We start from the raw sequence: 25,407 nt of genomic DNA, 5'->3' as shown, positions 1-25,407 counted from the left end.
GCGGCCCACCTGTAGGAGCCGGCTTACCGGCGAAAGGGCCCGCAGTTCGTGCATCCATCGTGTCGCTGCGTTCGCCGGCAAACGGGACGGGGTTACAGGCCGGCCGCGTCGATGTCGATCAGTAGCAGGCGCTGGCCGTTGTCGAAAAACTGCCCGGCGGTCAGGCAATACTGGTTGCTGGTGGCGTCGCGGTAGGTGTTGGACAGGGTCAGGCGTCGCTCCTCCCAGCCTTCGGCCAGCAGGTGATAGAAGTACGGGCGCCAGGACCAGTTGTGGCCAACGTAGCTGCTGTCGGCCTGCCAGCTGTTGTGGCGCCATTCCAGGTTCGGGGTCAGTTGGGTGCCATGGCGGTCGCACTGATAGAAACGCAGTAGCCAGGGAAAGGCCTCGACCCGGGGCAGTTGGCTGATGGGCGCCTGGGCCTGGGCCCAGGCCTGCAGCAGGTTCATCAGTTCGGCCAGTTGCAGGCGCATGCGCATCAGCCGGTTGCGTTCGGCCAGCTTGTGCCGCACGTAGCGCTCGCGCAGGCGGGCGAAGGGCTGGACGAAGGCATCGCTGGGGTAAAACTGTTGCTCGGCCTGGGCAAACAGGAAGCCCTGTACATAGCGCGAGCCGCACTCCAGGGCGAAATCCAGTTCGGCTTCGGTTTCCACACCTTCGGCGATGATCCAGCAGCCGGTCTTCTCCGCCATCTGCGCCAGGGCCTTGACCACGTCGCTGCTGGGGCCACCCCGGGCCGCGGCCTGGAACAGGCGCATGTCGAGCTTGAGGATGTCCGGTTGCAGGGCCAGCACCCGGTCCAGTTGCGAGTAGCCGGCGCCGAAGTCGTCGATGGCGATCCGTGCCCCGGCCTGGCGGTAGCGCGCCACCACTTCGCTGAGGCGTTGGCTGTTGCCCCCCAGTTCAGTGATCTCGAACACGATGCGCCGCGGGTCTACGCGGTTCTGCTGCAATTGCTTGAGGCTGGGCAAGGGCTGCCCGGGGCGCAGGCGGCTGATCCATCGGGGGGAAATGTTCAGGCTCAGGAACCAGTCCGCGGGTGCCTCGTGCAGGCGCCGCAGGGCGTCGTCGCGGATCAGCCGGTCAAGGCGGCGCAGGGCGCTGGAGGGGGTTCGAGGATCGGCGAACAGCGGCCCCACGGACGCCAGTTGGCCATTGTCCTGGCGCAGGCGGCCCAGGGCTTCGACCCCGGCGATACGCCCGGTGGCGGTGTCGATGAAGGGCTGGAAGCAGGCGAGCGGTTGCCCGTCGATCACAGGGCCTCCTTACAAGAGTCTGGGTGGAGTAGGGCCGTGGCTGACGGGTAGGCGGCCACGAACCGGCCCCTGGGTAAAGGGGCCGATCCGGGTTGCTTAGCAAGAATGCAGCCAGATAGCGCCGCTCAGGATTTGCGCGAGGAGCCTTGCATCACCAGCTTGATCAGCGGCACCAGCGTGGTGCCCAGGCGAACCAGGCGTGTGAGGCCGCCGGCGCCGCCGCTCTTGGCACCCTTGCCGGTGATGAAGCCCAGGAGCGTCACCACTGCCACGCCCCAGAGCGGGGCGTGCTTGATGCCCAAGCCTTCCTGCCAGCTCTGCCCCAGGCCGCGGACCCGTTGCAGGGGTTGCAGCAGTTGCTGGGACTCGTGACGGATTTCCTGGCGGTGCATTTCCATGCGCAGGCGGATCAGTACCTTGCGCATTTCCCGGCGTGAAGTGTTCTGCGGGACTTCAGGCAGTTTCATGGCAGGAGGCGCTCCCGATCATTGGCCAACTCTTCGAGGGTGGCGTGGAAAGGTGAGGATTCATCGAAGATCGCTGCCTTGAGGCGCAATCCGCAGAAGATCGCCGCCAGGGTGTAGAACACGCACAGGCCGATGATTCCAGCCAGGCGATAGCTGTCCCACAACAGGATCAGCACCAGTGCCGACAGCCCCACCAGCAACAGCAGGGCGAACACCAGGGCCAGCCCGGCGAACAGCAGCAGGCTCACGGTGCGTGCTTTCTGCTCCTGCAACTCGATGCCGAACAGCTCGACATGGCTGTGCAGCAGCCCCAGGACTGCCGCCCCCAGGCGCCGCGAAGACGCGCTCGGGCCGCTGCCGGACGAAGTGGATTCGCCGATAGCCATATCAGCGCCGCGTCGCCAGGAGGCCGATCAGGAAGCCCACGCCGGCGGCGATGCCCACCGATTGCCAAGGGTTGCTCTGCACATAGTCCTCGGCGGCGGTGACCGCTGCCTGGCCCCGCTGGCGCAGGGAGTCTTCGGTCAGTTGCAGGGTCTCCCGGGCCTTGAGCAGGCTGTCGTGGATCTGCTCGCGCAACTCGTCGGCCTGGTCGCCGGCCAGGGTCGCGGTGTGTTCCAGCAGACGCTCCGTGTCACTGACCAGTGCCTGAAAATCCGCCATCAGTACTTCTTGAGCCGTCTTTGCCGTTTTGCTGGCCATGGTTCCATCTCCGTTAGTTGCTTGTGTGAGCTATGAGTGTGAGCCCTGGGCGAAGGTTCACTGCAATTGTCTGGTACAGCTTTTGCTTTGTCCTGGTGCGCCAGGCCCCGGGCCTGCGCCGAAAACGAGCGAGGGTCGCGCTGTAGCCCGCGTAAACCCTGGCCAAGAAAACCATAACCTCAGGTCAGTCCTCACCCCGTGGTTTGTCGTGCCGCCCCCGGCGCGCCAAAACGGTTCACCGAATGCGTGCAATGGCGCGCCCGGGAGCCAACTTGGTGCAAGGAGCGGGGCGCCCTGCCAGGGAACGGCTGGCCGATTTCGGATCTGCCTACTCCATGGAAAATCTGCAAAGCGCTGTGGACACCCTGGTCCACGGTTCCAACACCCTGTTCATCCTGATCGGGGCGGTCATGGTCCTGGCCATGCACGCCGGCTTTGCCTTCCTCGAAGTCGGCACCGTCCGGCAGAAGAACCAGGTCAATGCGCTGTCGAAGATCCTCAGCGACTTCGCCGTCTCGACCCTGGCCTATTTCTTTATAGGCTATTGGATCTCCTACGGCGTGAGCTTCCTGCAACCGGCGGCGGTGATCAGTGCCGATCACGGCTACGGCCTGGTGAAGTTCTTCTTCCTGCTGACCTTCGCCGCGGCGATCCCGGCGATTATCTCCGGTGGCATCGCCGAGCGCGCGCGTTTTGTGCCGCAATTGTGCGCCACGGTGCTGATCGTGGCCTTTGTCTACCCGTTTTTCGAAGGGCTGGTGTGGAACGGCAACTTCGGGGTGCAGGCCTGGTTGCAGCAGCGCTTTGGTGCCGGCTTCCATGACTTTGCCGGTTCGGTGGTGGTGCACGCCATGGGAGGCTGGCTGGCCCTGGCCGCGGTGCTGTTGCTGGGGCCGCGCAATGGCCGCTATCGCGACGGCAAGCTGGTGGCGTTCGCGCCGTCGAGCATTCCGTTCCTGGCCCTGGGCTCGTGGATCCTGATTGTCGGCTGGTTCGGCTTCAACGTCATGAGCGCCCAGACCTTGCAGGGCGTCAGCGGGCTGGTGGCGGTGAACTCGCTGATGGCCATGGTGGGCGGCACGGTGGCGGCTCTGATCGTCGGCCGCAACGACCCCGGCTTCCTGCATAACGGCCCGCTGGCCGGGCTGGTGGCGATCTGCGCCGGCTCGGACCTGATGCACCCGGTGGGCGCCTTGATCACCGGTGCCATTGCCGGAGCGCTGTTCGTCTGGTGCTTCATCGCCGCGCAGAGCCAATGGAAGATCGACGACGTGCTCGGGGTCTGGCCGTTGCATGGCCTGTGCGGTGTATGGGGCGGCATTGCCTGCGGGATCTTTGGCCAGAGTGCCCTGGGCGGCCTGGGTGAGGTCAGTCTGGTCAGCCAGTTGATCGGCACCGGCCTCGGGGTGGCGGTGGCGCTGCTGGGCGGCCTGGCCGTGTATGGGGTGATCAAGGCGGTCTGCGGGCTGCGCCTGACCCAGGAACAGGAGTACTACGGCGCCGACCTGTCGCTGCACAAGATCGGCGCGGTGAGCCAGGACTGAGACGACGCCCCTGGTATTGATGACCCTGGGCGCTCGCCGCCCGGGGTTTGGTCTGGGTGGCTTCAACCGGCTTGCAGGCGTGCTTCGCAAGCCTCGATGGCCGCCTGCGGGCCGGACACCAGCACCCGGTCGCCGGCTTGCAGGCGCGGGCTGGGGTTCAGCGGCAGGTCGTTGCCATCGCGTTGCACCCCGCGTATATCCACGCCCAGTGCCTCCAGGCCCAACTCCTGCAATGGCCGGTTGCAGGCGTAGGCATCGGCGTCGAGGCTGACCGCGTGCATCTGCACCGCCGGCGGTTCGCGGTTGTCCTGGGCGCTGTTCTGGGTGCCGTGATAGAAGCCGTGCAACAGTTGGTAGCGGCTGTGGCGCACTTCATCCACGGTGCGCTGCACTCGCTGCTCCGGCAGGCCGAGCATGATCAGGGCATGGGAGGCGAGCATCAGGCTCGACTCCAGCAGTTCGGGCACCACTTCGTTGGCGCCGGCGGCCTTGAGTTCCGCCAACTGGCTGTCATCGCGGGTGCGCACCAGGATCGGCACCGTGCGGTCCAGGCGGCGCGCCGCCTTGAGCACCGTCAGCGCGATATCGCTCTTGTCCACTGCGATCACCAGCAGCCGCGCCCGTTCCAGGCCGACTGCGGCCAGGAGGTCGCCGCGCCGGCAGTCGCCGTAGTGCACGCAGCTTTCTCCCGCAGACGCTTCCTGGACCCGCACCGGATCATCGTCCAGGGCGATGTAGCGCAGTTGCTCGTGGCGCAGGAAGCGGCCAATGGATTGGCCGACCCGGCCATACCCGCAAATCAGTACATGGCCTTGCAGCTCGGCGTTCTGCGCGCTGATTTCCTCCAGTTGCGCGGCCTGGTTGGGCTTGCGGTGCAGGCGGGCGGTGATGACCGGCGCCGCTCGCAGCAACAGCGGGGTTACCAGCATCGAGCAGAAGGTGGCGGCCAGCAGCAGGCTGCTGATGTCGGGCGGGATCATCTGGCTGAGCTGCATCTGCGCCATCAGGGCGAAGCAGAATTCACCGCCCTGGGCCAGGGCCAGGCCGCTGCGCCAGGCGGTTTCGCCATCGCTGCCGCGCAGTTTGAGCAGGGTCGCCACCACCGAACCCTTGATCAGCAGCAGGGCCAGGGTCAGGCCGGTGATCAGCAGGGCATGGTCGATGAACAGTTGCAGGTCGATGAGCATGCCGATGCTGACGAAGAACAGCCCCAGCAGAATGTCGCGGAACGGGCGGATGTCGGCCTCGATCTGATGCCGGTAATGGCTTTCCCCCAGCAGCATGCCGGCGAGGAAGGCCCCCAGGGCCGGTGACAGGCCCAGCAGGTGGGTGAGCCAGGCGGTGAGCAGGACGATCACCAGGGCCAGCAGCACAAAGAGTTCGGCGGAGTGCGAAGCGGCCACTTCATGGAACAGCCGCGGCAACAGCCAGCGGCTGGCCAGCAGCAGGCCGACGAACAGCACCACGGTCTTGCCCAGGGTCGCCGGCAGGGCCCAGTACCAGGCGTGCTCGCTGCTGCCGGCGAAGACCGGCACCAGGGTCAGCAACAGCACCGCCACCACGTCCTGGAACAGCAGCACGCCAATGGCGTTCTGCCCGTGGCTGCTGAAGATCTCGCCAAGGCTGGTCAGTTCCTTGCTGACGATGGCGGTGGAGGACAGGGCCAGCCCGGTACCGAGCATCAGCGCTGCGGTCAGGGGCATGCCGAACAGGGCCAGGAGGACCCCGAGGATCAAGCCGGTGCACAGCACTTGCAGGCTGCCCAGGCCAAACACCACGTGGCGCAGGGCAAGCATCTTCGACAAGGAGAACTCCAGGCCCAGGGAGAACAGCAGGAATACCACCCCCAGTTCCGCCAGGTCGGGCAGGTCCTCACTGTCGTTGACCCAGTCCAGCGCAGTGGGGCCGACCATCAGGCCCACCGACAGATAGCCCAGCACCGGGGGCAGGCTCAGGCGCCGGAACAACGCAATCACCACCAGCGAGGAGGCAAGAATGATCAGCAGATTGGCAAACAACGGGCATCTCCGGACAGGGGGCGGGCAAGGCAAAGCCTAGAGGCAAAAAAAGGCGCGAGGATCACCCGGGCCGCAGAGAGTGACGCTGATTCAGGTCATTGTTTGTCGAGAATGTCTCATATTCATGAGCCTTCGCTATGCTCAGAAATTGTCGATAAAGGCGGTGCCCGGGTGACGGGGTTATCCACAGGACCCTGCCAGTGAGGTGTCGGAGAGGTGTATGGAGCGTCTGTATTCACTGCAAGGGTTGCGGGGCGCCGCGGTGTTGGGCGTGGTGCTGTTCCACATGATGTCGGTGGAAATCAAGTATTCGGGCGGTGACATCCTGCTGCCGGTCATGCTGAATTTCTTCCAGCTCGGGGTCGACCTGTTCTTTGTCATCAGCGGCTTCGTGATGGTCATCGTCAGTCGTGGGCGCTTTCAGAAAACCGTCGAGACCCAGCGCTTCCTGTTCAACCGCCTGTCCCGGATTTACCCCACCTACTGGCTGTATTTCTTCATCACCCTGGGGGTGTATCTGTGGCAGCCGGCGCTGGTGAACAGCTCCCACGGCGGCTCCAACCTGTGGATGTCCTTCCTGCTGCTGCCCAATGACCGGGTGCTGCTGGTGATGGTGGCCTGGTCGCTGCTGTTCGAGCTGTGGTTCTACCTGATGTTCACCCTGTTCCTGTTCTTCAAGGAAAAGCGCCTGCCGCTGATCCTGCTGCTGTGGGCGGTGGCGCTGGTGGTGTTCAACCTGCTGCAGAACTGGCAGGACTATTCCCCGGCGCTGAAGATCATCCTCCATCCCTACGCCCTGGAGTTCATTGCCGGCAGTGCCCTGGCGCTGTTCTTCTACGGACCCCATAGCGCCAGGGTGCCGACGGCGCTGGTCTGGGTCGCGCTGGCGGCGGCTCTGCTGGTGGGGTTTCCGCTGATCTACGCCTACCAGCTGTTCTTCACCGAGGGCTTGCCGAGGATGCTCGCGGTGGGCCTGACCTTCGGTACCCTGACCCTGTCCCTGGCCTTGCTGGAGCGGCGGCAACTGATCCGTATGCCAGGGTTTCTTACAGCCACCGGTGATATGTCCTACACCATCTATCTATCCCACTTACTGGTGCTGGGGGTCGTCGGCCGGGCCTGGCAGGTGATCGGCGCCTGGCCCGAGAGCTATGTGGATAACCTGGCCTTCATCGTGCTGATGATGACGGCGGTGGTCTGCTATGGCTGGGTTGGCTATCACTTTTATGAAAAGCCGATCCTCGATCGTGCCACGGCCTACTGCAAGCGCCGGTTCAGTACCGCCCCCCGGCGCAAACACTACGATCCGGTGTAGTCGTCCGGTCCTTCCTGCTTACTCGGGTAGCCATCGATGCCGAAAGTGCTCAACGCAAACCTCGACGCGCTGAAAGTCCTGCTGGCGGTGATGGTGGTGGCGCTGCACTGCAAGCTGCTGGGGGGCAATTACACCTGGGTCGGCTACTTGCTGTGCAACGGCCTGTTCCGGGTGGCGGTGCCGACGTTCTTCATCATCAACGGCTACTACCTCTTCCAGACCCTGGAGAGCGGCCACTCCTTCGCCCAGTGGTTCAAGCGCGGCCTTCTGCTCTACCTGTTCTGGATGCTGGTCTACAGCCCGCAGTACATCGACCCGAGCACGATCGCCAGCCTGGGCGGGGTGCTGGGGGTCGTGAAGAAGCTGCTGATCGGCTATTTCCACCTCTGGTACCTGGTGGGCATGCTCGGCGGCGCAGCGATGCTGCTGGTGCTGCGTCGCTGGCGTTCAAGTGCGCTGATCGGCCTGGCCCTGACGGCGTTCCTCATCGGTCTGGGCCTGCAGTACGCGCGGGTCTACTACGAACTGCCCAACGGCTTTCTCCAGCACTTCAATCAGAACGACTACACCGCGCGCAATTTCCTGTTCATGGGCTTCCCGTTCATGGCCATCGGCTTTCTTTGTGCCCGGCATCGCTTGGCAGAGCGGCTCAGCCGGCGCGGGGTGTGCTGCTGGCTAGTGCTGGGGTTGGGGCTGATCCTGGCCGAGGCGGCGCTGAACTTCGCCCTGCGCGCCGATGTAGAGCAGAATTTCGACTTCCTCGCCTCGTTGCTGGTTATTGCCCCGGCCCTGTTCCTGTTGCCCCAGGTGTACTTCCGGGCCTCCCGGAGCAACTTCGCGGCCAAGCTGTCTTCGGCGGTGTATTACGTGCATCCCTGGTTCATCTTCGGCGCCTTGTCCCTGGGCATGGCCTATGGCAACGGCATGGCCGGGCTGGTCCTGCTGCTGGCCTTTGGCGTTGCGCCGCTGTTGATCATGGCCAGTCGCCGGGTCCGTTTCATTCTCTGAGGGCGCCTGGTCGACGGCTTTTTCTCTCGGGCCTAGAATAGGCACCTGTTCTTTTTTGGTTGCCCAGTCATGCCCCCTGAATGCCAATTGTTCGGCACCCTTGGATGCCACCTGTGCGAACTGGCCGAGGCCGAGCTGATGCCCCTGGTGGAACACGGCCTGATGGTCGAACTGGTGGATATCGCCGACAGCCAGCAACTGTTCGACAGCTACGGCCTGCGCATCCCGGTACTGCGCCGGGTGGATACCGGCGCCGAGCTGGGCTGGCCCTTCGACGCCGAGCAAGTGGTGGCCTTCCTGCGCTGATGCACCAGGGGGGCGGGCAGGGTTTCCGCCCGTCGCTCATCGTGCGAATTCATTGGCGAGAGCTCTCGATTGGTTTACTGTATGCATATACAGCTATCGAGGAGTCTCGCCATGTCTCTCACTTTCCTGACCGGTACCGAACGCTCGCAACCGATGCCAGCCCGCTTTGCGCCGCTGGGTGACAGCGAGCCTGCCGCGTTGGCCGATGGCCCCAGCGGCAGCGGTTTTTCCCTCGACCGGACCCTGGGCCTGGGCGCGCCGCAGATCCATGGCCTGCTGGTGGACGATGACAACCTGCTGGGGTTCGGCATCTACCCCGGTGACCGGTTGATCGTCGACCGCTCGGCCACTCCGGCGGTCGACCAGTACCTGGTGGTTCGGGCCCAGGGCGCCAGCGAATACTCGCTGCGCCTGCTGGCGCCCGATCCTCGTGGCGGCTTGCTGCTCAAGGCGGCGCGCCCTTCAATCCCCTCCATCGTTCTGGATGACCTGGGCTCGATCGAGATCTGGGGCGTGGTGTTGTGGGTGGTCAGTTATGTGGGGTGCAAGCAGCCCTGATGAGTGTGGTGGACGCTTCAAACCGTTAAAGGAATAGATGATGGTCAATGTCGAACAACTGAAAAACAGCGTGAACAGCATGCCCACCGATGTGGTGCGTGAAGCGGTGCTTGAGCTGCGCCTGGACGGGTTGGTCACCGAAGGCAAGACGCCCTTCAACAAGCTGCACTTCAACACCTGCTTTGCCGAGATCGAAGCCTTGTTCCAGCGTGCGGGCTACCACCGGCAACTGGACGTGGTGGGTTACCAGGGGCTGTTGTACGCCCTCTACGATCCGGGCCGCTGGGAGGCGGTGGATGTATTGCGCTGGCTCAAGGAGTTCACCGAGGCCGCGGCCCAGGCCAAGCAGTCCTGCGCCTGAAACCTCGGAAACTGTTCCTAGGTTCCTTGTGGCGGCTGTTGGATAATGCCGCCCTGCATTGATCCTTCGAGCTTTTTGTATGTCATCCGCACCTTTTTCCGCTGCACAGCATCAGGCCAGTACCCTGTACCTGCCCCCGGGCTCCTGGGCGACGGTGCTGGATTGCCTGTGTGATCACTTCAAGGCCATCAGCCGCGAGCAGTGGCTGGACCGTATCGCCCGTGGCCGGGTGCTGGACGGGCAGGGCCAGCCTATCAGTCTGGAGCTGGCCTATCGCGAAGGCTTGAGGATTCACTACTTTCGCGAGGTGCCGGATGAAAAGGTGATTCCGGTCGAGGAAACCATCCTCTACGCCGATGAGCATCTGGTGGTGGCGGACAAGCCGCACTTTTTGCCGGTGACCCCGGCAGGAGAGTACGTCGAGCAGACGTTGTTGCGGCGCTTGATCCGGCGCCTGGGCAACCCGCACCTGGTGCCCCTGCATCGTATCGACCGGCATACGGCTGGGCTGGTGCTGTTCTCCGCGAACCCAGACAGTCGCTCGGCCTATCAGTCGCTGTTTCCCACCCGCAAGATAGAAAAACGCTACGAGGCGATTGCCGCTGCCTTGCCGCAGTTGAACTTTCCGCTGCTGCACAAGAGCCGGCTGGTGGACGGTGAGCCCTTCTTCCGCATGCAAGAAGCGCAGGGGCCAAGCAATACCGAAACAGCCATCGAGGTCAGGGAGAAACACGGCGAGCTGTGGCGTTACGCCCTGTACCCGGTCACGGGCAAGAAGCACCAACTGCGGGTGCATATGAATGCCCTGGGAGCGGCGATCTGCAACGATCCCTTTTATCCCGAGGTGCTCAAGGACATCGAGGACGACTATGCCCGGCCGCTGAAGCTGCTGGCCCAAGGGCTGCGTTTCATCGACCCGTTGAGCGGGCAGGAACGCGAGTTCGAGAGCCGCATCAGCCTGCAGTGGTGAATACCCCAGGCGCAGAAACAATAAAACCCGCACCAGGCGGGTTTTATTGTTTTCAGGTCGACAACCGTCAGGCTTACAGCTCTTTGACGGTACGGACCTGATCCTTGTTGATGCGAGTCTGCTTGCCGTCCAGCTGTTCAAACTCGTAGAAACCGGAATCCTTGTCGTATTTAGGGGTATCGACGGCCTGGATTTCGCGACCGTCATTCAAGGTGATCACTGTCGGCGAGGCGCAACCGGCGAGAGTGGCCAGGCCCAGTGCGAGCATGAGAGTGGCGAGGGTCCGTTGAGTCATTGTGTGTCTCCGAAATGAGTACTTTTGAGTGCTGGTCTTCAGACGTATACAACGTCTGCAAGTTCCTTGGCCAGGGACATTCTGCCACGTTGCCGGGCAGATCGCAGGCGTTCGCCGCGGCAGATTAGCCGAGTTCGCAACAGCGTCTACCCACTGGGGGCTATTGCCGAGGCCACAGCGGCGGCAGGCCGGAGCGCTGTGATATAACAACGGGCTGTTTCTCCTACCTTTGGATCGAGCCTATGAAAGCCAAGGCTGATGTACCTTTTGCGCCGCTGAACATTGCGGTACTGACTGTCAGTGATACCCGCACCCTGGAAACCGACACCTCCGGGCAGGTCTTTGTCGAGCGCCTGGGCGCCGCCGGCCATCGTCTGGCGGCACGGGTGCTGCTCAAGGACGATCTGTACAAGATCCGCGCCCAGGTCGCGACCTGGATTGCCGACGACGTGGTGCAGGTGGTGCTGATCACCGGCGGTACCGGCTTCACTGGCCGTGACAGCACCCCGGAAGCCGTGGCCTGCCTGCTGGACAAGCAGGTCGACGGCTTTGGCGAACTGTTCCGGCAGATATCGGTCGCCGATATCGGCACCTCCACTGTGCAATCCCGGGCACTGGCAGGGCTGGCCAATGGCACCCTGGTGTGCTGCCTGCCGGGTTCCACCAATGCGGTGCGCACCGGCTGGGACGGCATCCTCGCCGAACAGCTGGATTCGCGGCACCGGCCGTGCAATTTCGTTCCTCACCTGAAACAGGCGGCACCCTGTGAATCCCGCGGGTAAGCCGGGCAAGCAGGGCGCCCTGATGCCGGTGGAAGAGGCATTGGAGCGCCTGTTGGCGATGGCCGGTTCGGCCCCCATCCTCGAGCGTGAGCGCTTGCCGTTGGCGGCGGCTCAGGGCCGGGTGCTGGCCGAGGCGCTGATCTCCAGCCTGGACCTGCCGCCCTGGCCCAACAGCGCCATGGACGGTTACGCCCTGCGCCTGGAGGACTGGCGGGGGGAACCCCTGCCGGTCAGTCAGCGGATCTTTGCCGGTCAGGCGCCTGAGCCACTGCAGCCCGGGACCTGCGCGCGGATTTTCACCGGTGCGCCGGTGCCGGCCGGGGCGGACTGCGTCGAGATGCAGGAAAACGCCCAGGTCCAGGACGATCAGCGCGTGCTGTTTAGCGAACCTCTGCAACTGGGTCAGAACATTCGCCCTCAGGGCCAGGAAACTACGGTGGGCGAGGAGGTGCTCGCGGCTGGCACTCGCCTGGGACCGATCGAGCAAGGCCTGGCTGCCTCCCTGGGCTGCGCCGAGCTTGAAGTGGTGCGCCGGGTCCGGGTGGCGGTGCTGTCCACCGGTGACGAACTGGTGGAACCTGGCCAGCCCCTGGGGCCGGGCCAGATCTACAACAGTAACCGGGTGGTGCTGTGCAGTTGGTTGCAGCGCCTGGGCTGTGAGGTGCTGGATGCGGGAATCCTCCCTGACGATCTGGCCGCGACCCGCCAGCGCCTGGCGGAACTGGGGGAGGTCGACCTGATCCTGTCCACCGGTGGTGTCTCGGTGGGAGAGGCGGACTTCCTGGGCATCGCCCTGCGCGAAGAGGGCGAGTTGGCCCTGTGGAAGCTGGCGATAAAGCCCGGCAAGCCGTTGACCTTCGGCCATTTTCGCGGCGTGCCGGTGATCGGCCTGCCCGGCAATCCGGCATCGACCCTGGTGACCTTCGCCCTGCTGGCGCGCCCCTACCTGTTGCGTCGCCAGGGCGTACAGCAGGTGCAGCCCCTGAGCTTCCAGGTGCCGGCGGGTTTTGCCTGGCCCCAGCCCGGCAATCGCCGCGAATACCTGCGGGGGCGCCTGGAGAACGGGCAGGCGACTATCTACCGCAACCAGAGCTCGGGCGTGTTGCGCAGTGCGGCCTGGGCCGAAGGGCTGGTGGAGGTGCTTGAAGGGCGGACCCTGGTGCAGGGCGATCGGGTCAACTTCATTCCCCTGAGTGAAGTGCTGGATTGACCCCGGCAGCGCGGGCCCGGCTGCCACCGGCCCGCGCCGAGCGGTTTAGCGCAGCAGCAACAGCAGCAACAGGCCGAAGCGGCTGTGCAAACCCCAGGTCACCAGGCCCGCCAGCAGTGCAGCGGCCAGTACCGCCCTGGCCAGGCGCTTGAGCCACGACAGGTGCCGACAATGACGCGGCAGCGGCTGCGAGGAGAGAGGCAGGTCGAGCTCCCGGGGGGAGCGGGCGGTCACCCAGGGCTGGCCCTGCAGATGCTTGAGCGGTGATCGCGCTTGCGGATAAAACTCCTTGTCTTTCATGACGGTGCACTTCCTTGTATGAGGCGTCAGTGCCTGACATGCACAGTCACTGATTGGCCCCGCAGGGTCAATTCAGGTGATTCTCTTTCTTCGGTCAGAAAATTCACTTTAGGCCTGGGGGCTCGGTTCAGGCATAGGGGCTGTCCCAATAGCGCTTGTACATGCCGAGTTTTCTTTTCAGGCCCAGGGGCAGGTAGCGCTCCTGCTGGCTGAGTTTGTAGGCGAAGAGCTTCACCGCGTTGCGCAGCAGCGACCCGGGCCACTGCCCCAGGCGCCCGGGGCCGAGGAAGCGCAGTTCGGACCGGACGTAGCGCAGGCCTTCGCCACCGGCGCCACCGAAGGCCTGGCGGATCCAGGGTTCCCGGGCATGGAATACGCCAATGTCGAAGTAGCGGCGGAACTCTTCCTTGAGGCTGTAGTTATGGGAGTGGCGGCAGCAGGCGCTGCCTTCATAGGCAACCTTCCAGCCGGCCAGCAGCATCTTCGCGCCCACATACATGTCTTCGGACAGGATCACATGGTTGGGAAAGCCGCCGACCTGCATCAGCGCCTCGCGCCGGTAGGCGGAAAACGAGTTGGACATGAAGGCGGTCTTGATCCCCAGTGCCGGCACATCGGCCAGGCTTTTCACCTGGGAAGTCGGCGGGTAGTTGAACAACCGCGCATGGCTGGCCAGGGGGCTGGCATCGAGGTGCGGCAACTGGCGACCGCACACGGCTCCCACTTGCGGGTCGGCGAAGGGCGCGACGATGCGGGCGAGACCTTCGGCATCCTCCAGGTAGGCATCCTGGGTCATGAACACATAGAGGTCGTAATCGGCGTTGCGCTCCACCATCAGTTGCCGGGTGCCGCCGTGGTTGAAGTCGCGGCTGTCGATGCGCAGCACATTGGCGCAGCGTGCCAGCGCCAGCTCGTAGGTACCGTCGCTGGAGCTGGAGTCGACGATCAGGGTATCGAAGGGCGCGCTCTGGATTTCCAGGGAATCCAGCAGCCGCGCCAGGTCCTGGCAACCGTTGTAGGTGGGAATCACACAGGCCACGCGCAGTGTCGACATTGTCCAAGCCTCCGGTTCAGGTCAGGTTCTGGCGCCAGGGCCGCAGCCAGGCCGCGAGGATCAGCAACAGCAGCAGGCCGCAGGCGCTGCTCAGGCCCAGTTGCCACCAGATCGAGGTCAGCGGATGCAGGAAGAGCGCCGCCAGGGCCATGCCACCCAGGCCGATCAGCCAATGACTGCGCCAAGGCACCAGCCCCAGCAACTGCTGGCGGCGCATCAGCAGCAGGTCGGTGAGGATCACCCCGCAGATCGCCGCCAGGGCGATGCCGATCAAACCGAGGAAATACGGCAGCGCCGCCAGCAGCAGGGCATTGAGCAGGCTGCCGGCCAGTTCGCAATTGAGCGGCATGCGGGTGTCGCCGGCGGCATAGGCGTAGCGCGCCAGCAGGGCGTTCCAGGCGCCGAACATCAGCGGTACCGAGAACCAGGCCAAGAGCTCCGGCAAGGGGCTGTCCGCCGCTTGATTGGGCAGCAGCAGGTGCACCAGCGCGGCGGCGGCGCCAATCAGCCCGACCACTGCAGGAATGGTCAGCAGGGTGGCGCTGCTCAGGCCTTTGCGCAGCAGGTCCAGGCGCTGTTCGCCGGAGCTGCCGCTCATCAGCCCGAGCAGCACCTGGTTGAGGCTCATCAGGGCGATCAGCGGCAGGTTGATCAGCTTGCGTGCCAGGTTGATCCAGGTGACCGCCCCTTCACCCAGCAATGAGGCCGCCATGCGCTCCAGCAGGGCCAGGCCCTGGCTGGCGAGGTTGCTGCTCAGCAGCGGGCCGATGCGTTGCAGCAACTCGCGCCCGGCCCCGGGCGCGGCCTGCATGCGCCAGGGCCGCCAGCCATCGCGCAGCAGGCTCGGCAACAGCACCGTTGGCATCAGCAGGCTGCCGAGCACACAGGCCGCGGCCAGCCCGGTGGGGGTGGCGGCATGGTGCAGGCTCGCCAGGTAGATCACTGGCGGCAGGTTGAACAGCAGCGAGCCCAGGCCCGCCAGGACAAAGCGGGCGCGAGCCTGCAGAGGGACGCAGAACAGGCCGTGAAGAATGAACCCCGGTGCGCACCAGGCCAGCCAGTGCAGGCCGCCGCTGGCCAGGGCATAACCGTCGCTGCCCAGGCCGGGGCCGATCAGGCGTACCCATAGCGGCGCGCCGAGGCTCAGCAGCAGCGCCAGCAGCAGCCCACACAGCAACAGGCGGGGGGCCAGGGCACTGAGCCAGGCCTGTTGCTCCCCGGCCGAGCGCTGCTGGTACAGCGGCAGCGCGGCGGCGCTCAGCAGGCCCGCAGCCAGGGCCATGCGCAGGGCCTCGGGCAGGAACATCGCCACCAGGAAACCATCGCTCTGGCCACCGGCGCCCCAGGCCGCCACCAGCAGCCATTCCCGGGCAAAGCCGGCGGCCAGCCCGGTCAGGGTGGCCAGGGTCAACCACAGCGTCGCGCCGAACATGGGCCGGGCTTAGTGGAACAAAGTGAACAGGCCTTTGCCGCCCACTTTGTAGTTGAGGTTGCGGCAGCGCTCGCCCTTGATCGCCGCGTCCGGCCCGCTGACGATGGCGTAGGGTGGTACCGGCTTGGACACCACGGTCTGCCCGCCGACCACCGCGCCTTCGCCGATCTCGGCGCCAAACGACAGCAGGGCGCGGCTGGCGATCCAGGCGTAGTCATGGATGTAGATCGGCCCGCCGATGGCCCAGAATTCCGGCTCCTTGAGGTCGTGGCCACCGGCGATGATCAGCACATGGGAGGCGATGGTCACATGGTCGCCAATGATCAGCCCGCCCCGGGCGTCCAACTGGCAGTGCCAGGCCACGGTACTGTCCTGGCCGATGCGCAGGCTGTCGACACCCAGCACCTCGGTATTGCGCCACACCGTGGAGCCCTTGCCGATCTTCGCGCCGCCAAGGCGCAGCCAGAACAGGCGCAGGGTGTGGCTGGGGATCTTGCAGATGAGGATGTTGTAGATCTGCTCCCAGACCCGCAGCATGCGGTCGCGCAGGGTCGGCCAGTTGATTCCGTACATGGGAATCAGCGCCCCCTTGAGTTCGCGGCCCAGCAGTTTGTAGAAGCGCCGGGGCAGGGGCGGCTCGATCTTCGATTCGATGTTCAGGTAGCTGATGTAGGTCAGCACGTTGCCCTTGAGCGGTTGCTCGAACACGACATCGTTCTCCAGCATCCACTGATAGGCCGCCTCCAGTTCTGCAAGGCTCACCCCCATTTTCTGCGCATAGTCAGGCAAGGCCTGTTTCAGGTTCTGCGAGTGGAAGAGGCGATGTTTCATGGCTGGATTCCTGAGGGTGGGGAGTCTGGAGTAACCCTGGGCGCCGCAGCGCCGGCCTTGAGTCGCAGGCGTCTGGCTTCATGCAGGTTCAGGCCCAGCAGCAGCCAGAACAGGGCGATCAACACCTGGGTGAAGCTGAAGTAATGGTCGAACAGGCCGCTGATCAGTGCGGCGCTGAGGCCGGCCCCGCTGCCCAGCCAGAGGGCGTTGTCCCGATTCAACTGGATGGCCACCCCGGGAACCCGGGTTTCCCGCCACCAGCTCCAGATCACCGCGACGAACAGCAGCATGCCGGGCACGCCGATCTTGTAGATGTAGTTCAGCCACAGGTTGGAAATCCCCCACAGGCCGGTGCCGGGCACGGGTGGGTCGACCTTGAAGCCGATGCCGAAGGGGAACATCGCCATGGCGGCGGGGAAGTGCGAGTACTCGTCGACCCGCACGCTGGTGCTGGCATCGTTGGAGGTGAACAGGGTCAGCAGGCGGTCCTGCAAGGGCGGATAGGACATCAGCAGCAAGGCCCCGAGAACGAAGCCACCCATCAGCATGCGCCCGGTGTAGGGCACCCGCTGGCGGGCCATCCAGATCAGCACGATCAGCAGGCTGAGCAAGGCTCCGCGAGAACCGGAGAGCAGCAGCCCGGCGGCCCCCAGCAAGGCCACCGCCAGGCCGAGTTTACGCTGCCAGCCGCTGCGGGTCAGGCCGAAACAGAAGGCCAGGGGCAGCAGCAGGGCCATGGCGCCGCCAGTGACGTTGGGGTGCATCCACGGCGAGCCCATGCGATTGGCCAGGGCGCTGAGGCTGTCGCCCAGTACCGCGATGCCGCCGTAGCCGAGCTTTTCGAGGATCGGGGTCATGGCCGTGGCGCTGCCGTTCTTCAGAAACACCGGGATCGACAGCAGCAGGAGCAGCAGGGTCCCCAGCAACAGGCCACAGACCAGTTGCTCCCGGGCCTTGGCTTGCTGCAACAGGCGTCGCACCAGAAACAGCGCCGAGAGGTTGAGCAACCAGCGGACCCAGTTCACCGGGCCATTGCCATCGGCGTTCACCGTCACCTGGCCGATGATGAAGGGCAGGGCACTGAAGGCCATCAGGGCCAGCAGCAGCTTCTCGGTACGCAGCAGCCTGGGCGGCCGGGGCAGATTGGAGAACAGCCCCTGGGCCAGGATGCTGGCCCAGACCAACAGCAGCAGGGCTTCGGAGACGGTGGTGCGCAGGCCGATCTGCACCGTCGAATAGGGCAGGAAGGTCGCCAGTACCGCGAACAGCAGCAGCCCGCGCATGGGCTGGCGGACCACGGTCACCGCCGCTGCGATGCCGACCATCAGCACCAGCACCTTGAGCGCTGGCAGCAACCAGATCAGCACGCCGAAAACCAGGCCGAAGATCAGCGCCAGCGGCAGGGCGATGGGCATTACTTGAGCTCCTCGAGCAATTCATTGAAGCGCTTGCGATAGGCATCCTCGGCGTAGCCGGCCGCCCAGGCCTTGAGGGGGGCGGGGTCTTCCGGCGGGGCGCTGGCCAGTTGCACCATCAACTGGCTCAGCGCGGCGCTGTCGGTGGGCGAGAAGCGCGGGCTGCCCGCCGGGGTGATCTCGTCCAGGGCCGAGCCGCTGGCCACCGCCACCGGAGTGCCGACACTCAGGGCCTCTATCACCGGCAGGCCGAAGCCCTCGGCGTAGGAGGGCTGCCACAGGCGCTGGGCCTGGCGGTACACCCCATGCAACTGGCTGTCGCTGAGGTCGTTGAGAAAGTGCAGGCCATGCACGGCGCGCAGCTCGCTGGGCAGGTGTTCCGGTGCGCCGATCAGCACCAGTTCCGGTACGTCCGGGGATTGCTGGCGCGCGGCCTGCCAGGCGGCGACGAACCAGGGAATGTTCTTGCGCGGCTCGCGGGTGCCCACCGCCAGCCAGTAGCGCTCGGGCAGTTGCAGGTCGCGGATGTCGGCGGGTTCGCCCTGGAAACCGGTAACCAGGTTGGGCAGCACCCGGACCTTGTCCCGGGCCTGGGGAAAGAGCTTCACCAGTTCGTCGGCGGTGTACTGCGAAGGTGTCCAGATGCGGTCCGCCTGCTTTACCGAATGGCCGATGGAGAGCTTGTCGGTGAGGCCATAGACCCGCTCCTTGAGCCGCGATCCGTGGCTGTTGGTCAGGGTCAGTTGGAACAGGTCATGCAGTTGCAATACATAGCGCAGGTTCTTAGGTTTCCTGCCCAGGGGCAGGCCCATGTTGAAGTTGCAGATGTACAGCTCCACCTCGGCCTCACGCAGGGCCTCGGGCAGAAAACCGCCCTCGAAGCGCAGCCGGTTCGGCAGGCGATGCACCCCCTGCAGTGGTGCGCCCCACCTGGGGCAATGCACCCGGCGGCGCAGCGGATGGTCTTCCGGGGCGACGCCGAACAATTGCAGGCTGACCTGCGGATTGGCGCGCAGGGCGTCTTCCAGTGCCAGGTTCTGCCGGCCGATACCACTGTTGCTGTAGCCCGCGGCGGGGCGGTAATCCAGACCTATGCGCATACGGACACTTCTTCTTTGTCAGAGGGGAGTTGGTGATAGACCGCTTCCAGCTGGGCCGCCGCGGCGCTCCAGTCATGGTGGGCCAGCACGTAGTCGCGCCCGGCGGCGCCGATGCGTTGCAGGCGCTCGGGATCGGCCAGGGCCTGGGCGAGAATCTGCGCCAGGGCCCCGGGGTCTTCGCTGCCCAGGTAATGCTGGCCGTTCTCCACCTGCAGCCCGGAGCTGCCCTGGGCCGTGGTGACTACCGGCAGGCCGGCGGCCATGGCCTCCAGGACCTTGAGCTTGGAGCCGCCGCCCTGGCGCAGCGGGGCGAAGAACAGCGCCGAGCGCCGTTGCAGGTCCCGCAGGTCGGGGACAAAACCCTGCCACTCGATGCGCGGGTCGGTCCAGCGCTGGCGGAAACTGTCCGGCAGGGCGTAGCCGCAGATAGCGAAGTGCACCTCGGGGTTGATGGCCCACAGGCGCGGCAGTATCTCTTCCAGGGCCCATTGCACCGCATCCAGGTTGGGGCTGTATTCGTAGTTGCCGATAAACAGCAGGCGCTGGCTGCCAAGGTCCGGTTGCACCGCGGCGTAGTGCCCGCAGTCCACGCCGTTGACCACCACCGCGGCCGGTTTGCCACTCAGCCGGGCCAGGGTCAGGGCGTCCTGTTCGGTCACCGCGATGACCCGGGCCGCCTGCTGGAACACCCGGCGTTCCCAGCGCCGGTAGCGCCATTGGTCGTAACGGGTAAAGGGTTTCGACCAGGCCGGCAGGCGGTCGTAGCTGGCGGCACCGAGGGCCGACTCGACGTTGTGTTCGGTGAGGATGAACGGGCGCTGCAATTGCTTGAGCGGCTGTTCGAAGGGCTGGAAGCTGTAGCTGTGCTCGATCTGGATCACGTCCCAGGGTTCCTCCAACAGCTCGCGAAAACGCTGTTGCAGCGGCACGGCCAAGCCGTTGACGTCGGCCAGCATGGGGTAGGGCGCGAACAGCACCGAGAACAGGGTCTTGAGGCTGCGCAACGGCCGCCGCGGCAGCACGATCAGGCGTTCCAGCCAGGGCTCCAGGGCCGCGCGGGTGGCGTCGTCCAACGGGGTTTTCGATTGCACCAGCAAGGTGATGCGGTGCCCGCGGGCGGCCAGGGCCCGCAGCAGGTGGTATTGCCGGGTCTTGCCGCCGCTGGTGGCGGGCCAGGGCAGGTAGGGCAGGGTCCAGAGGATTTTCATGCTCACCACACCAACAGTTGCAGGCTGGTTTTCAACGGCACGCTCAGGCCCGCTTGCCCGCTCAGCTCGGTGCGGGTGCCGGTCAGCGGATCATGCAGCGTGGCCGCGTTGAGCCCGGGAACCTGCAGGCTGGCGCCGCTGGCGCTCCAGAACATCCAGACGTGGGAGCCGTCGGGCCGGGTCCAGGCGATGCTGTACAAGTCGCTCGGGGCGTTGCTCAGGCCGGGGGGATCAGCCGGGGCCAGGCTCGGCCCGGTGGTGTCGAGAAAATATTTGAGGGCGTTGTAGACCGGCTTGGGTTCGCCGGCCAGGTCCACCAGCCCGTAGGACTGGTCGCGGTTGCTGGCGCGGGCATCCAGGTCGCTGAGGTTGAACAGGAAGATCCGCTGGTAGTCCATGGCCGCCATCAGGGCCAGGCGGCGCAGGGTGTAGTCGGCCTGGCCGTTGACGCCGATCATCGCCTGCATTTCCCGGGCTCCGCTGGTGTAGCTCGACCAGCCCCACTCGGTGGCCCAGACCTGTTGCACGCCCTGGCTGTGCAGCGCGTTGTTGAGGAAGTTGCCGCGTACGAGGAAATCCTGGGCCGCGGCATCGTCGCCTTCCGGGAGCTCGGAATAGGGGTGGTAGGCGGCAATCAGGTTTTCCGTGCCCAGGCCCTGTTGCAGCAGGTCTTCGAGCATCAGCCCCGGGGTGCTGCGCATCTGGCTGTAGTAGGCCATGCCCGCGGTCGCTACAGGCTTGTCGGGAATCGCCGCGCGAATGGCGCTGGTGGTGGTCGTGAGCAACTGGTCGTAGGCGTCGGGGTCTTCCTTGGGCAGCCAGACGATGTTGGGTTCGTTCCACACCTGCCAGGTGTTCACCTGGGGATAACGCTGGGCGAGCATTTTCATGCGCTGGGCGAAGACGTTGAAGTCCTTGGGCGGGTACTGGTCGGAAGGGGGCGAGCCGCTGGGCACGTTGGCGGCGAAGGGCGCCGAACCCACCATGTAGGCCAGGACCCGGTACTGGCGGCCCTGCATGGCGTTCATCGCGGCGTCCAGGGTGTCCAGCTGCAGGTCATTCTCGCTGGGTTCGATCATGGCCCAGTGAATGGCCAGGCGGACCCAGCTCAGGCCCAGGGCATCGAGCCGGTCCATTTGCTTCTGGTAGACGCCGGGGGTGAAGTACTGGAACTGCGCGTTGACCCCGAGAAAATCCTTCCACACCACCGCTCGCGGCGCGCGCAGGGTGGTATCCGCCAGGGCGTTCCAGGACAGGCAGGCGAGCACCAGCAGGGCAATCGCCGAGCTACGTCGCATAGGCATGGGCCGGGCCTCCACAGGCATCGCTGAACACCCGGGCAAAGCGCTCGGCGGTATGGCTCCAGACCCGCCGGGAGCCGATCACCGCGGCGTGCTCGGCCCAGCGCTCCACCCGTTCCGGGCTGGCGCACAAGTGGCTGAGTTCGGCGGCCAGGGCGGCGACGTTGCCCTGGGGAAAGATCACGCCGTTGTCCTGGGCCACCTCTTCGGCGAAGGAGCGGGCGTCGGAGGTGATGGCGCCGCGACCGCAGGCCACCGCCCAGGACAGGGCGCCACTGGTCCCCCGCAGCGTGCCCAGGAGCTTGAGCTTGCTCGACTCGCGGTAGGGCAGGACCATCACGTGGTGGGCCTGGATCACCTTGGGAATGTCCGTGGCCGGCAGGTCCAGTTGCCAGTCGATGCTGTCCTGCAGGTTCAGGCGCTGGATGTGCTGGCGCAACTGGTCGAGGTAGCTGCCGGCGCTGCCGAAGGCCATTTCCGGTTCACTGCCCCCGGCCAGGGTCAGGCGCATGCGCTCGCGCATTGCCGGTTGCTGGGCGAAGGCCATGGCCAGTGCATCCAGCAGATCCTCGATGCCCTTGCCGCGGTAGATGAAGCCGAAATACAGCAGCCTCAACGGGCTCAGCGGCGGCAGTGGCCGGGCGGGAATGGCCAGGTTGCCGTGGGGGATCACCACCATCTGCTCCGCACGCAACCCCATGCGCTGGCGCAGGCAGGCGCCGCCGGCGTGGGTCAGGGTGATCAGCCGGGTGAGGCTGCGGGCCAGCTGCTTTTCTTCGTGCAGGCACAAGGGGTCGGTCAGTACCGTGGCGATCTGTGGCAGCGGTGAGGGCAGCCGCGTGGCCAGGGACAGCGGCCAGGGCAGGCAGGCCCGGCGCCAGACCAGGCGTTCGGGGTCGTGCACCGTGGCGCTCAGCGGCAGGCTGGGGAAACGCTCGCGCAACGCCTTGAGAGCATGAAACTCCGCCAGCCGGCCACCGCCCAGCTCGGCGTGCACCAGGTCGATCCCCTGCCAGTCACTGTGCGCCACCCGCTCGATGGCGCGTTGCGGGTCGTTGCCCAGCCCGGCCAGGGGCGTGCTGACTTTCAGCCCCAGGCCTTCCAGCGCGGCGCGCAGGTGCGCGGCGTAGTCGGCAATGCCGTTCTGCTCGGGAGGCATGGGTGCCAGCAGGGCAATGTGCATCAGTGGGGGCTCCTGATCCGCGCCAGGAAGTTCAGCACGTTCTCCGGGATGCCGAAGCGCCGGCGGTTGATGATGATTCCGTCGACCCGCTTGAAGGCGGTGGTGAGAATCGACAGGGCGTTTTGCAGCACGGGCACCGTGGTGGTTTCGGCTTCGACGATCAGGGCGATCAGGTCGGCCTCGCGCAGGCTGACGAAGGCTTCCTGGTTGGAGAAGAAGCCCGAGGCTTCCAGCAGGACGATTTCGCCGGGCACCGCGTTGGGTGCGCCATTGACCCGCACCACGTGCCCGCGCTCCTGGAGCAGGTCGCGCAGGTGCGCGGTGACGAAGCTCACGCCTTCGCCTCGGCGTGCCGAGGTCAGGCCGATCACCAGCCCCTGCAGTGCCACCTGCTTGAGGGGCAGGATGCCGTACAGGCGGTAGAGGCTGGCGGTGAAGGCGCTGTTGCGTTGCGGCAGGTGGCTGTCGAGGTCCTGCAGGCTGGTCCAGACCTTGACCCCGAAGCGCTCCTCGATCTGGTCGCCGTCATGGATGCGCTGGTCCAGCAGATAGAAGAAGTACAGCGCCAGCAGGCCCACTGCCAGGCTCAGGGGGATGGCGGCGAGCAGCATGCTCAGGCTCTTGGGAAAGACCCGGCTGGGTTTGAAGGTGGCTTCTTCGATCACCGCGATGTTGCTGATCTGGCTCTGGTCCAGCTCGCGGTCGATGCGGGCTTTCTCGGTGCTGTCGCTGTACAGCGCGAAGCTTTTTTCCGCCGCGCTCAGTTCCCGTTGCAGGCGTGCCAGTTCAGGTTCCACGGCCAGCGCCTGGCGCCGTTCCTGTTCGAGCTTGAGCAACTGGGTTTCCTGCTGGGCGGCCTGGGTCTGCAGGCGGCTGAGGCTGGCCTGCTGGTCGGCGAAGCTGTTCTGCAGGCGGGTATAGACCGGGTTCGGGGCCAGGTTTTCGCTGCGTTGCACAGTGCCGCTTTCCGATTTCAGCAAGGCTTGCAGGTTGGCGATTGCCGCATCCATGGCGCGGACCGGAGGGGCGCCTTCCTTGAAGGTGCGGAGCATTTCCTGACGCTCGATCTGCTTGGCGTTGATTCGCTGCTGCAGGTCCTGGCGGTCCGGGTTGAGGCTCATCTGGCGGCCGATGCTGATTTCTTTCTTCATGCTGTTGAGCTGCTTCTGGATGGTCTCCAGGCCGCTGCGAGTGGACGCCACTGCTCGGGTGGTATTGAGGTGTTCGCCCTTGAGGTTGTTGAGGTTGCGCGAGATATCGTTCAGGCGCTCCTCGATGCTCACCGCCCCCAGTTGGTTCAGGTAGTCGGCGATCTGCTTCTTGTAGCCGAGGATGCGCTGGTTGGTGGCGCCACTTTCGGTTTCATAGAAGGCGTACAGGCTTTTGCGCCCGAGGGTTTGCGCGCGTTCCTGCTGGTACTGCTCGATCCAGCTCTTGACCACTGTCTGGGCCACTTTGGGGTCGTTCCAGGTAAAGCTCACTTCCATCACCGAGGAGCCTGCGGCGTGGGTCACGCTGAAGCTTTTCAACATGCGTTCGGTCAGGCGTTCCACCGGGGTCTGCTTCTCCACCAGGCCCACCAGTTGCAGGGCCCCGCGCAGCAGGTCGACGATGCCTTCCACCGCGCCTTTCACTGCGTTCTTGAGGGTGGCCAGGGCACCACTTGGCTGGGGCTGGCGGGACAGGTCGTCGAGGTACTTTTCCGCCACTTTGCGGGCGATGGGCTCGCCGCCGAGGATGCGCTCCTCATCGATGATCGGATCACGCTGGGCGCTGGGAATCACCACAGCCTGGCGATCGGCGATCTCGATCGGCAGGGTGCTGGTGTCGCGCCCCGGCTTGACCAGCAGCAGGGCGGTGGACTCGAAGCGATTGGGCAGCAGGAAGGCGCCCAGCAGGATGATGACGAAGGTCACCAGGACGGTGATCTTGACCTCGCGCTTGAAGATGAAGAACAACCGCAGCAGATCGCGAAAGGAACGGATATTGATCATGAGTGCTGTCCTTGGCGATCAATTGGTGGATTGACGGTTGATTTCGTAACTCGCCCCGATGCCGATCGACTTGGTGAACGGAATCAACTGGTTGAGGTACACATCCACCCATTCAATGCCGTTGCCGACGCTGGACTTGGGCACGAACACCACGTCGCCGCGTTGCAGCAGCACCGGGGCGGCGCCGGCGTTGCCGGCGATCATGAATTTGCGGTAGTCGAAGAAATAGGTCTTGTAGCGGCCGTCCTCGCCCTCGCGCAGCAGGGCGATATTGCGGCTGTCGCCCACGTTCAAGAGGCCCCCGGCGCCGACTATGGCCTGCTCCAGCGTGGTGGTCACGGTCACCGGCAGGGACGCCGGGTTGCGTACCGAGCCGCCGACGAACACGGTGTTGCCCGGTGCCTGGTTGATGTTCACGGTCAGTGCCGAGTCCTGGTAGATGTTCTTCAGCTTGTTTTCCAGGACCTGGGTCAGTTGCTGCGGAGTCAGCCCCGCGGCCTTGACCTGCCCGGCATAGGGGTAGGCGAAGGTGCCATCGTTGAGCACGGTGAACAGCGTCAGTTCGTAGATCGAGTTGGCGGTGAATGCCGAGATCGATGGCGCCTCACCAGTGTTGCGGACGATGCGCAGGGTGTCCCCCGGGCGAATCCGCTGGGGCGGCAACGGTTGGCCGGCCAGGGCATCACCGGCCCGATGGGCGGCCTCCAGGTCCTGGCTGGGCGGCAGCTCCACCTTTGCCGGAATGGAGCAGGCGCAGAGCATGAGAACACTGGAAATCAGCAGGAGTCTTTTCATCG

At 65.2% G+C, this 25,407-nt stretch carries 26 protein-coding genes; 9 read left to right on the top strand and 17 right to left on the bottom strand.

Going from position 1 to position 25,407, the window contains the following annotated elements; translation table 11 throughout:
* Window positions 1-92: 92 nt before the first annotated feature.
* From AC1RCO_RS27335 to AC1RCO_RS27320, 4 genes are all read right to left on the bottom strand, one after another.
* The gene (locus AC1RCO_RS27335; RefSeq protein ID WP_053153063.1) at window positions 93-1,256 is read right to left on the bottom strand and encodes an EAL domain-containing protein; all 1,164 of its coding nucleotides are present in this window, start codon (window positions 1,254-1,256) and stop codon (window positions 93-95) included.
* Between the two features lie 125 nt (window positions 1,257-1,381).
* Entirely contained in the window at window positions 1,382-1,723 is a 342-nt protein-coding gene (locus tag AC1RCO_RS27330) for a hypothetical protein (RefSeq protein WP_011062508.1), read from the bottom strand.
* A complete protein-coding gene (locus AC1RCO_RS27325; RefSeq protein WP_011062507.1) occupies window positions 1,720-2,109 on the bottom strand; it encodes a phage holin family protein in 390 nt (129 codons plus the stop codon). The genes AC1RCO_RS27330 and AC1RCO_RS27325 overlap by 4 nt, the downstream gene beginning before the upstream one ends.
* Before the next feature lies 1 nt (window position 2,110).
* Window positions 2,111-2,425: an ElaB/YgaM/YqjD family protein gene (locus AC1RCO_RS27320; protein WP_011062506.1), complete on the bottom strand. Its 315-nt coding sequence runs from the start codon at window positions 2,423-2,425 to the stop codon at window positions 2,111-2,113.
* A 335-nt stretch (window positions 2,426-2,760) separates the two neighbouring features.
* Here AC1RCO_RS27320 and AC1RCO_RS27315 point away from each other — a divergent pair, with 335 nt between their 5' ends.
* Window positions 2,761-3,969 carry an ammonium transporter gene (locus AC1RCO_RS27315; RefSeq protein WP_492618231.1) on the top strand — a complete coding sequence of 403 codons (1,209 nt, stop codon included), beginning with the start codon at window positions 2,761-2,763 and terminating at the stop codon, window positions 3,967-3,969.
* A 62-nt stretch (window positions 3,970-4,031) separates the two neighbouring features.
* On the opposite strand, the gene AC1RCO_RS27310 is transcribed toward AC1RCO_RS27315, so the two are convergent.
* Window positions 4,032-5,987: a monovalent cation:proton antiporter family protein gene (locus AC1RCO_RS27310; RefSeq protein ID WP_258717916.1), complete on the bottom strand. Its 1,956-nt coding sequence runs from the start codon at window positions 5,985-5,987 to the stop codon at window positions 4,032-4,034.
* Window positions 5,988-6,207: 220 nt separating this feature from the next.
* On the opposite strand from AC1RCO_RS27310, the gene AC1RCO_RS27305 reads away from it, so the two are divergent.
* From AC1RCO_RS27305 to AC1RCO_RS27280, 6 genes are all read left to right on the top strand, one after another.
* Window positions 6,208-7,302, top strand: a complete 1,095-nt coding sequence (locus tag AC1RCO_RS27305) for an acyltransferase family protein (RefSeq protein WP_041119367.1) — start codon at window positions 6,208-6,210, stop codon at window positions 7,300-7,302.
* A 36-nt stretch (window positions 7,303-7,338) separates the two neighbouring features.
* Window positions 7,339-8,310, top strand: a complete 972-nt coding sequence (locus tag AC1RCO_RS27300) for an acyltransferase family protein (RefSeq protein WP_053153057.1) — start codon at window positions 7,339-7,341, stop codon at window positions 8,308-8,310.
* A 69-nt stretch (window positions 8,311-8,379) separates the two neighbouring features.
* Complete coding sequence (locus AC1RCO_RS27295) at window positions 8,380-8,616, top strand: glutaredoxin family protein (protein ID WP_011062501.1); 237 nt, start codon at window positions 8,380-8,382, stop codon at window positions 8,614-8,616.
* A gap of 111 nt (window positions 8,617-8,727) precedes the next feature.
* Complete coding sequence (locus AC1RCO_RS27290; RefSeq protein ID WP_492618230.1) at window positions 8,728-9,174, top strand: S24 family peptidase; 447 nt, start codon at window positions 8,728-8,730, stop codon at window positions 9,172-9,174.
* A gap of 40 nt (window positions 9,175-9,214) precedes the next feature.
* Window positions 9,215-9,535 (top strand): hypothetical protein, encoded by a 321-nt coding sequence (locus AC1RCO_RS27285; RefSeq protein ID WP_011062499.1) that lies wholly within the window; start codon window positions 9,215-9,217, stop codon window positions 9,533-9,535.
* 79 nt (window positions 9,536-9,614) lie between these two features.
* On the top strand, window positions 9,615-10,505 hold the full coding sequence (locus tag AC1RCO_RS27280) for a pseudouridine synthase (protein ID WP_019095066.1): 891 nt from the start codon (window positions 9,615-9,617) through the stop codon (window positions 10,503-10,505).
* Window positions 10,506-10,578: 73 nt separating this feature from the next.
* Here the strand turns inward: AC1RCO_RS27280 and AC1RCO_RS27275 are convergent, their stop codons facing one another.
* Complete coding sequence (locus AC1RCO_RS27275; RefSeq protein ID WP_015636515.1) at window positions 10,579-10,800, bottom strand: YgdI/YgdR family lipoprotein; 222 nt, start codon at window positions 10,798-10,800, stop codon at window positions 10,579-10,581.
* Between the two features lie 242 nt (window positions 10,801-11,042).
* On the opposite strand from AC1RCO_RS27275, the gene moaB reads away from it, so the two are divergent.
* Together moaB and AC1RCO_RS27265 are read left to right on the top strand one after the other, a co-directional pair.
* Window positions 11,043-11,582, top strand: a complete 540-nt coding sequence (gene moaB, locus AC1RCO_RS27270) for a molybdenum cofactor biosynthesis protein B (protein WP_015636514.1) — start codon at window positions 11,043-11,045, stop codon at window positions 11,580-11,582.
* A gap of 22 nt (window positions 11,583-11,604) precedes the next feature.
* Window positions 11,605-12,792, top strand: coding sequence for a molybdopterin molybdotransferase MoeA (locus tag AC1RCO_RS27265; protein WP_207239792.1), 1,188 nt, complete (start codon window positions 11,605-11,607; stop codon window positions 12,790-12,792).
* A gap of 45 nt (window positions 12,793-12,837) precedes the next feature.
* Here the strand turns inward: AC1RCO_RS27265 and AC1RCO_RS27260 are convergent, their stop codons facing one another.
* The 11 genes from AC1RCO_RS27260 to AC1RCO_RS27210 all read right to left on the bottom strand — a co-directional run bounded on the left by AC1RCO_RS27260 (window position 12,838) and on the right by AC1RCO_RS27210 (window position 25,405).
* A complete protein-coding gene (locus tag AC1RCO_RS27260; RefSeq protein ID WP_041119363.1) occupies window positions 12,838-13,092 on the bottom strand; it encodes a hypothetical protein in 255 nt (84 codons plus the stop codon).
* A gap of 127 nt (window positions 13,093-13,219) precedes the next feature.
* Window positions 13,220-14,146 carry a glycosyltransferase family 2 protein gene (locus AC1RCO_RS27255; protein WP_041119361.1) on the bottom strand — a complete coding sequence of 309 codons (927 nt, stop codon included), beginning with the start codon at window positions 14,144-14,146 and terminating at the stop codon, window positions 13,220-13,222.
* A 16-nt stretch (window positions 14,147-14,162) separates the two neighbouring features.
* Window positions 14,163-15,578 (bottom strand): lipid II flippase MurJ, encoded by a 1,416-nt coding sequence (locus tag AC1RCO_RS27250; RefSeq protein WP_492618229.1) that lies wholly within the window; start codon window positions 15,576-15,578, stop codon window positions 14,163-14,165.
* A gap of 9 nt (window positions 15,579-15,587) precedes the next feature.
* Window positions 15,588-16,409: an acyltransferase gene (locus tag AC1RCO_RS27245; protein ID WP_011062492.1), complete on the bottom strand. Its 822-nt coding sequence runs from the start codon at window positions 16,407-16,409 to the stop codon at window positions 15,588-15,590.
* Window positions 16,406-17,824: an O-antigen ligase family protein gene (locus tag AC1RCO_RS27240; protein WP_011062491.1), complete on the bottom strand. Its 1,419-nt coding sequence runs from the start codon at window positions 17,822-17,824 to the stop codon at window positions 16,406-16,408. Before AC1RCO_RS27240 ends, AC1RCO_RS27245 begins: the two co-directional genes overlap by 4 nt.
* Window positions 17,824-18,924: a glycosyltransferase family 4 protein gene (locus tag AC1RCO_RS27235; protein WP_492618228.1), complete on the bottom strand. Its 1,101-nt coding sequence runs from the start codon at window positions 18,922-18,924 to the stop codon at window positions 17,824-17,826. Before AC1RCO_RS27235 ends, AC1RCO_RS27240 begins: the two co-directional genes overlap by 1 nt.
* Window positions 18,915-20,132, bottom strand: coding sequence for a glycosyltransferase family 4 protein (locus AC1RCO_RS27230; RefSeq protein WP_103408132.1), 1,218 nt, complete (start codon window positions 20,130-20,132; stop codon window positions 18,915-18,917). The genes AC1RCO_RS27235 and AC1RCO_RS27230 overlap by 10 nt, the downstream gene beginning before the upstream one ends.
* A 2-nt stretch (window positions 20,133-20,134) precedes the next feature.
* The gene (locus AC1RCO_RS27225; protein ID WP_065365491.1) at window positions 20,135-21,430 is read right to left on the bottom strand and encodes a cellulase family glycosylhydrolase; all 1,296 of its coding nucleotides are present in this window, start codon (window positions 21,428-21,430) and stop codon (window positions 20,135-20,137) included.
* Window positions 21,420-22,616 (bottom strand): glycosyltransferase, encoded by a 1,197-nt coding sequence (locus AC1RCO_RS27220; protein ID WP_492618227.1) that lies wholly within the window; start codon window positions 22,614-22,616, stop codon window positions 21,420-21,422. The genes AC1RCO_RS27225 and AC1RCO_RS27220 overlap by 11 nt, the downstream gene beginning before the upstream one ends.
* Window positions 22,616-24,610 carry a lipopolysaccharide biosynthesis protein gene (locus tag AC1RCO_RS27215; protein ID WP_072442890.1) on the bottom strand — a complete coding sequence of 665 codons (1,995 nt, stop codon included), beginning with the start codon at window positions 24,608-24,610 and terminating at the stop codon, window positions 22,616-22,618. Before AC1RCO_RS27215 ends, AC1RCO_RS27220 begins: the two co-directional genes overlap by 1 nt.
* Window positions 24,611-24,628: 18 nt before the next feature.
* Window positions 24,629-25,405, bottom strand: a complete 777-nt coding sequence (locus AC1RCO_RS27210) for a polysaccharide biosynthesis/export family protein (RefSeq protein ID WP_072450601.1) — start codon at window positions 25,403-25,405, stop codon at window positions 24,629-24,631.
* Window positions 25,406-25,407: the final 2 nt, after the last annotated feature.

It is taken from the genome of Pseudomonas sp. GW823-FHT03E05 (assembly GCF_058796855.1).
The sequence above is the reverse complement of the archived record's forward strand: the minus strand, read 5'-3'. Positions and strand labels throughout refer to the sequence as shown.

Coding starts and splice junctions, on each gene's coding strand:
- AC1RCO_RS27230 (WP_103408132.1), bottom strand. CDS start 20,132: ATGAAAATCCTCTGGACCCTGCCCTACCTGCCCTGGCCCGCCACCAGC.
- AC1RCO_RS27255 (WP_041119361.1), bottom strand. CDS start 14,146: ATGTCGACACTGCGCGTGGCCTGTGTGATTCCCACCTACAACGGTTGC.
- AC1RCO_RS27240 (WP_011062491.1), bottom strand. CDS start 17,824: ATGCCCATCGCCCTGCCGCTGGCGCTGATCTTCGGCCTGGTTTTCGGC.
- AC1RCO_RS27220 (WP_492618227.1), bottom strand. CDS start 22,616: ATGCACATTGCCCTGCTGGCACCCATGCCTCCCGAGCAGAACGGCATT.
- AC1RCO_RS27250 (WP_492618229.1), bottom strand. CDS start 15,578: ATGTTCGGCGCGACGCTGTGGTTGACCCTGGCCACCCTGACCGGGCTG.
- AC1RCO_RS27265 (WP_207239792.1), top strand. CDS start 11,605: ATGCCGGTGGAAGAGGCATTGGAGCGCCTGTTGGCGATGGCCGGTTCG.
- AC1RCO_RS27305 (WP_041119367.1), top strand. CDS start 6,208: ATGGAGCGTCTGTATTCACTGCAAGGGTTGCGGGGCGCCGCGGTGTTG.
- AC1RCO_RS27315 (WP_492618231.1), top strand. CDS start 2,761: ATGGAAAATCTGCAAAGCGCTGTGGACACCCTGGTCCACGGTTCCAAC.
- AC1RCO_RS27285 (WP_011062499.1), top strand. CDS start 9,215: ATGGTCAATGTCGAACAACTGAAAAACAGCGTGAACAGCATGCCCACC.
- moaB (WP_015636514.1), top strand. CDS start 11,043: ATGAAAGCCAAGGCTGATGTACCTTTTGCGCCGCTGAACATTGCGGTA.
- AC1RCO_RS27245 (WP_011062492.1), bottom strand. CDS start 16,409: ATGAAACATCGCCTCTTCCACTCGCAGAACCTGAAACAGGCCTTGCCT.
- AC1RCO_RS27225 (WP_065365491.1), bottom strand. CDS start 21,430: ATGCGACGTAGCTCGGCGATTGCCCTGCTGGTGCTCGCCTGCCTGTCC.
- AC1RCO_RS27215 (WP_072442890.1), bottom strand. CDS start 24,610: ATGATCAATATCCGTTCCTTTCGCGATCTGCTGCGGTTGTTCTTCATC.
- AC1RCO_RS27325 (WP_011062507.1), bottom strand. CDS start 2,109: ATGGCTATCGGCGAATCCACTTCGTCCGGCAGCGGCCCGAGCGCGTCT.
- AC1RCO_RS27320 (WP_011062506.1), bottom strand. CDS start 2,425: ATGGCCAGCAAAACGGCAAAGACGGCTCAAGAAGTACTGATGGCGGAT.
- AC1RCO_RS27275 (WP_015636515.1), bottom strand. CDS start 10,800: ATGACTCAACGGACCCTCGCCACTCTCATGCTCGCACTGGGCCTGGCC.
- AC1RCO_RS27260 (WP_041119363.1), bottom strand. CDS start 13,092: ATGAAAGACAAGGAGTTTTATCCGCAAGCGCGATCACCGCTCAAGCAT.
- AC1RCO_RS27295 (WP_011062501.1), top strand. CDS start 8,380: ATGCCCCCTGAATGCCAATTGTTCGGCACCCTTGGATGCCACCTGTGC.
- AC1RCO_RS27280 (WP_019095066.1), top strand. CDS start 9,615: ATGTCATCCGCACCTTTTTCCGCTGCACAGCATCAGGCCAGTACCCTG.
- AC1RCO_RS27300 (WP_053153057.1), top strand. CDS start 7,339: ATGCCGAAAGTGCTCAACGCAAACCTCGACGCGCTGAAAGTCCTGCTG.
- AC1RCO_RS27235 (WP_492618228.1), bottom strand. CDS start 18,924: ATGCGCATAGGTCTGGATTACCGCCCCGCCGCGGGCTACAGCAACAGT.
- AC1RCO_RS27210 (WP_072450601.1), bottom strand. CDS start 25,405: ATGAAAAGACTCCTGCTGATTTCCAGTGTTCTCATGCTCTGCGCCTGC.
- AC1RCO_RS27290 (WP_492618230.1), top strand. CDS start 8,728: ATGTCTCTCACTTTCCTGACCGGTACCGAACGCTCGCAACCGATGCCA.
- AC1RCO_RS27330 (WP_011062508.1), bottom strand. CDS start 1,723: ATGAAACTGCCTGAAGTCCCGCAGAACACTTCACGCCGGGAAATGCGC.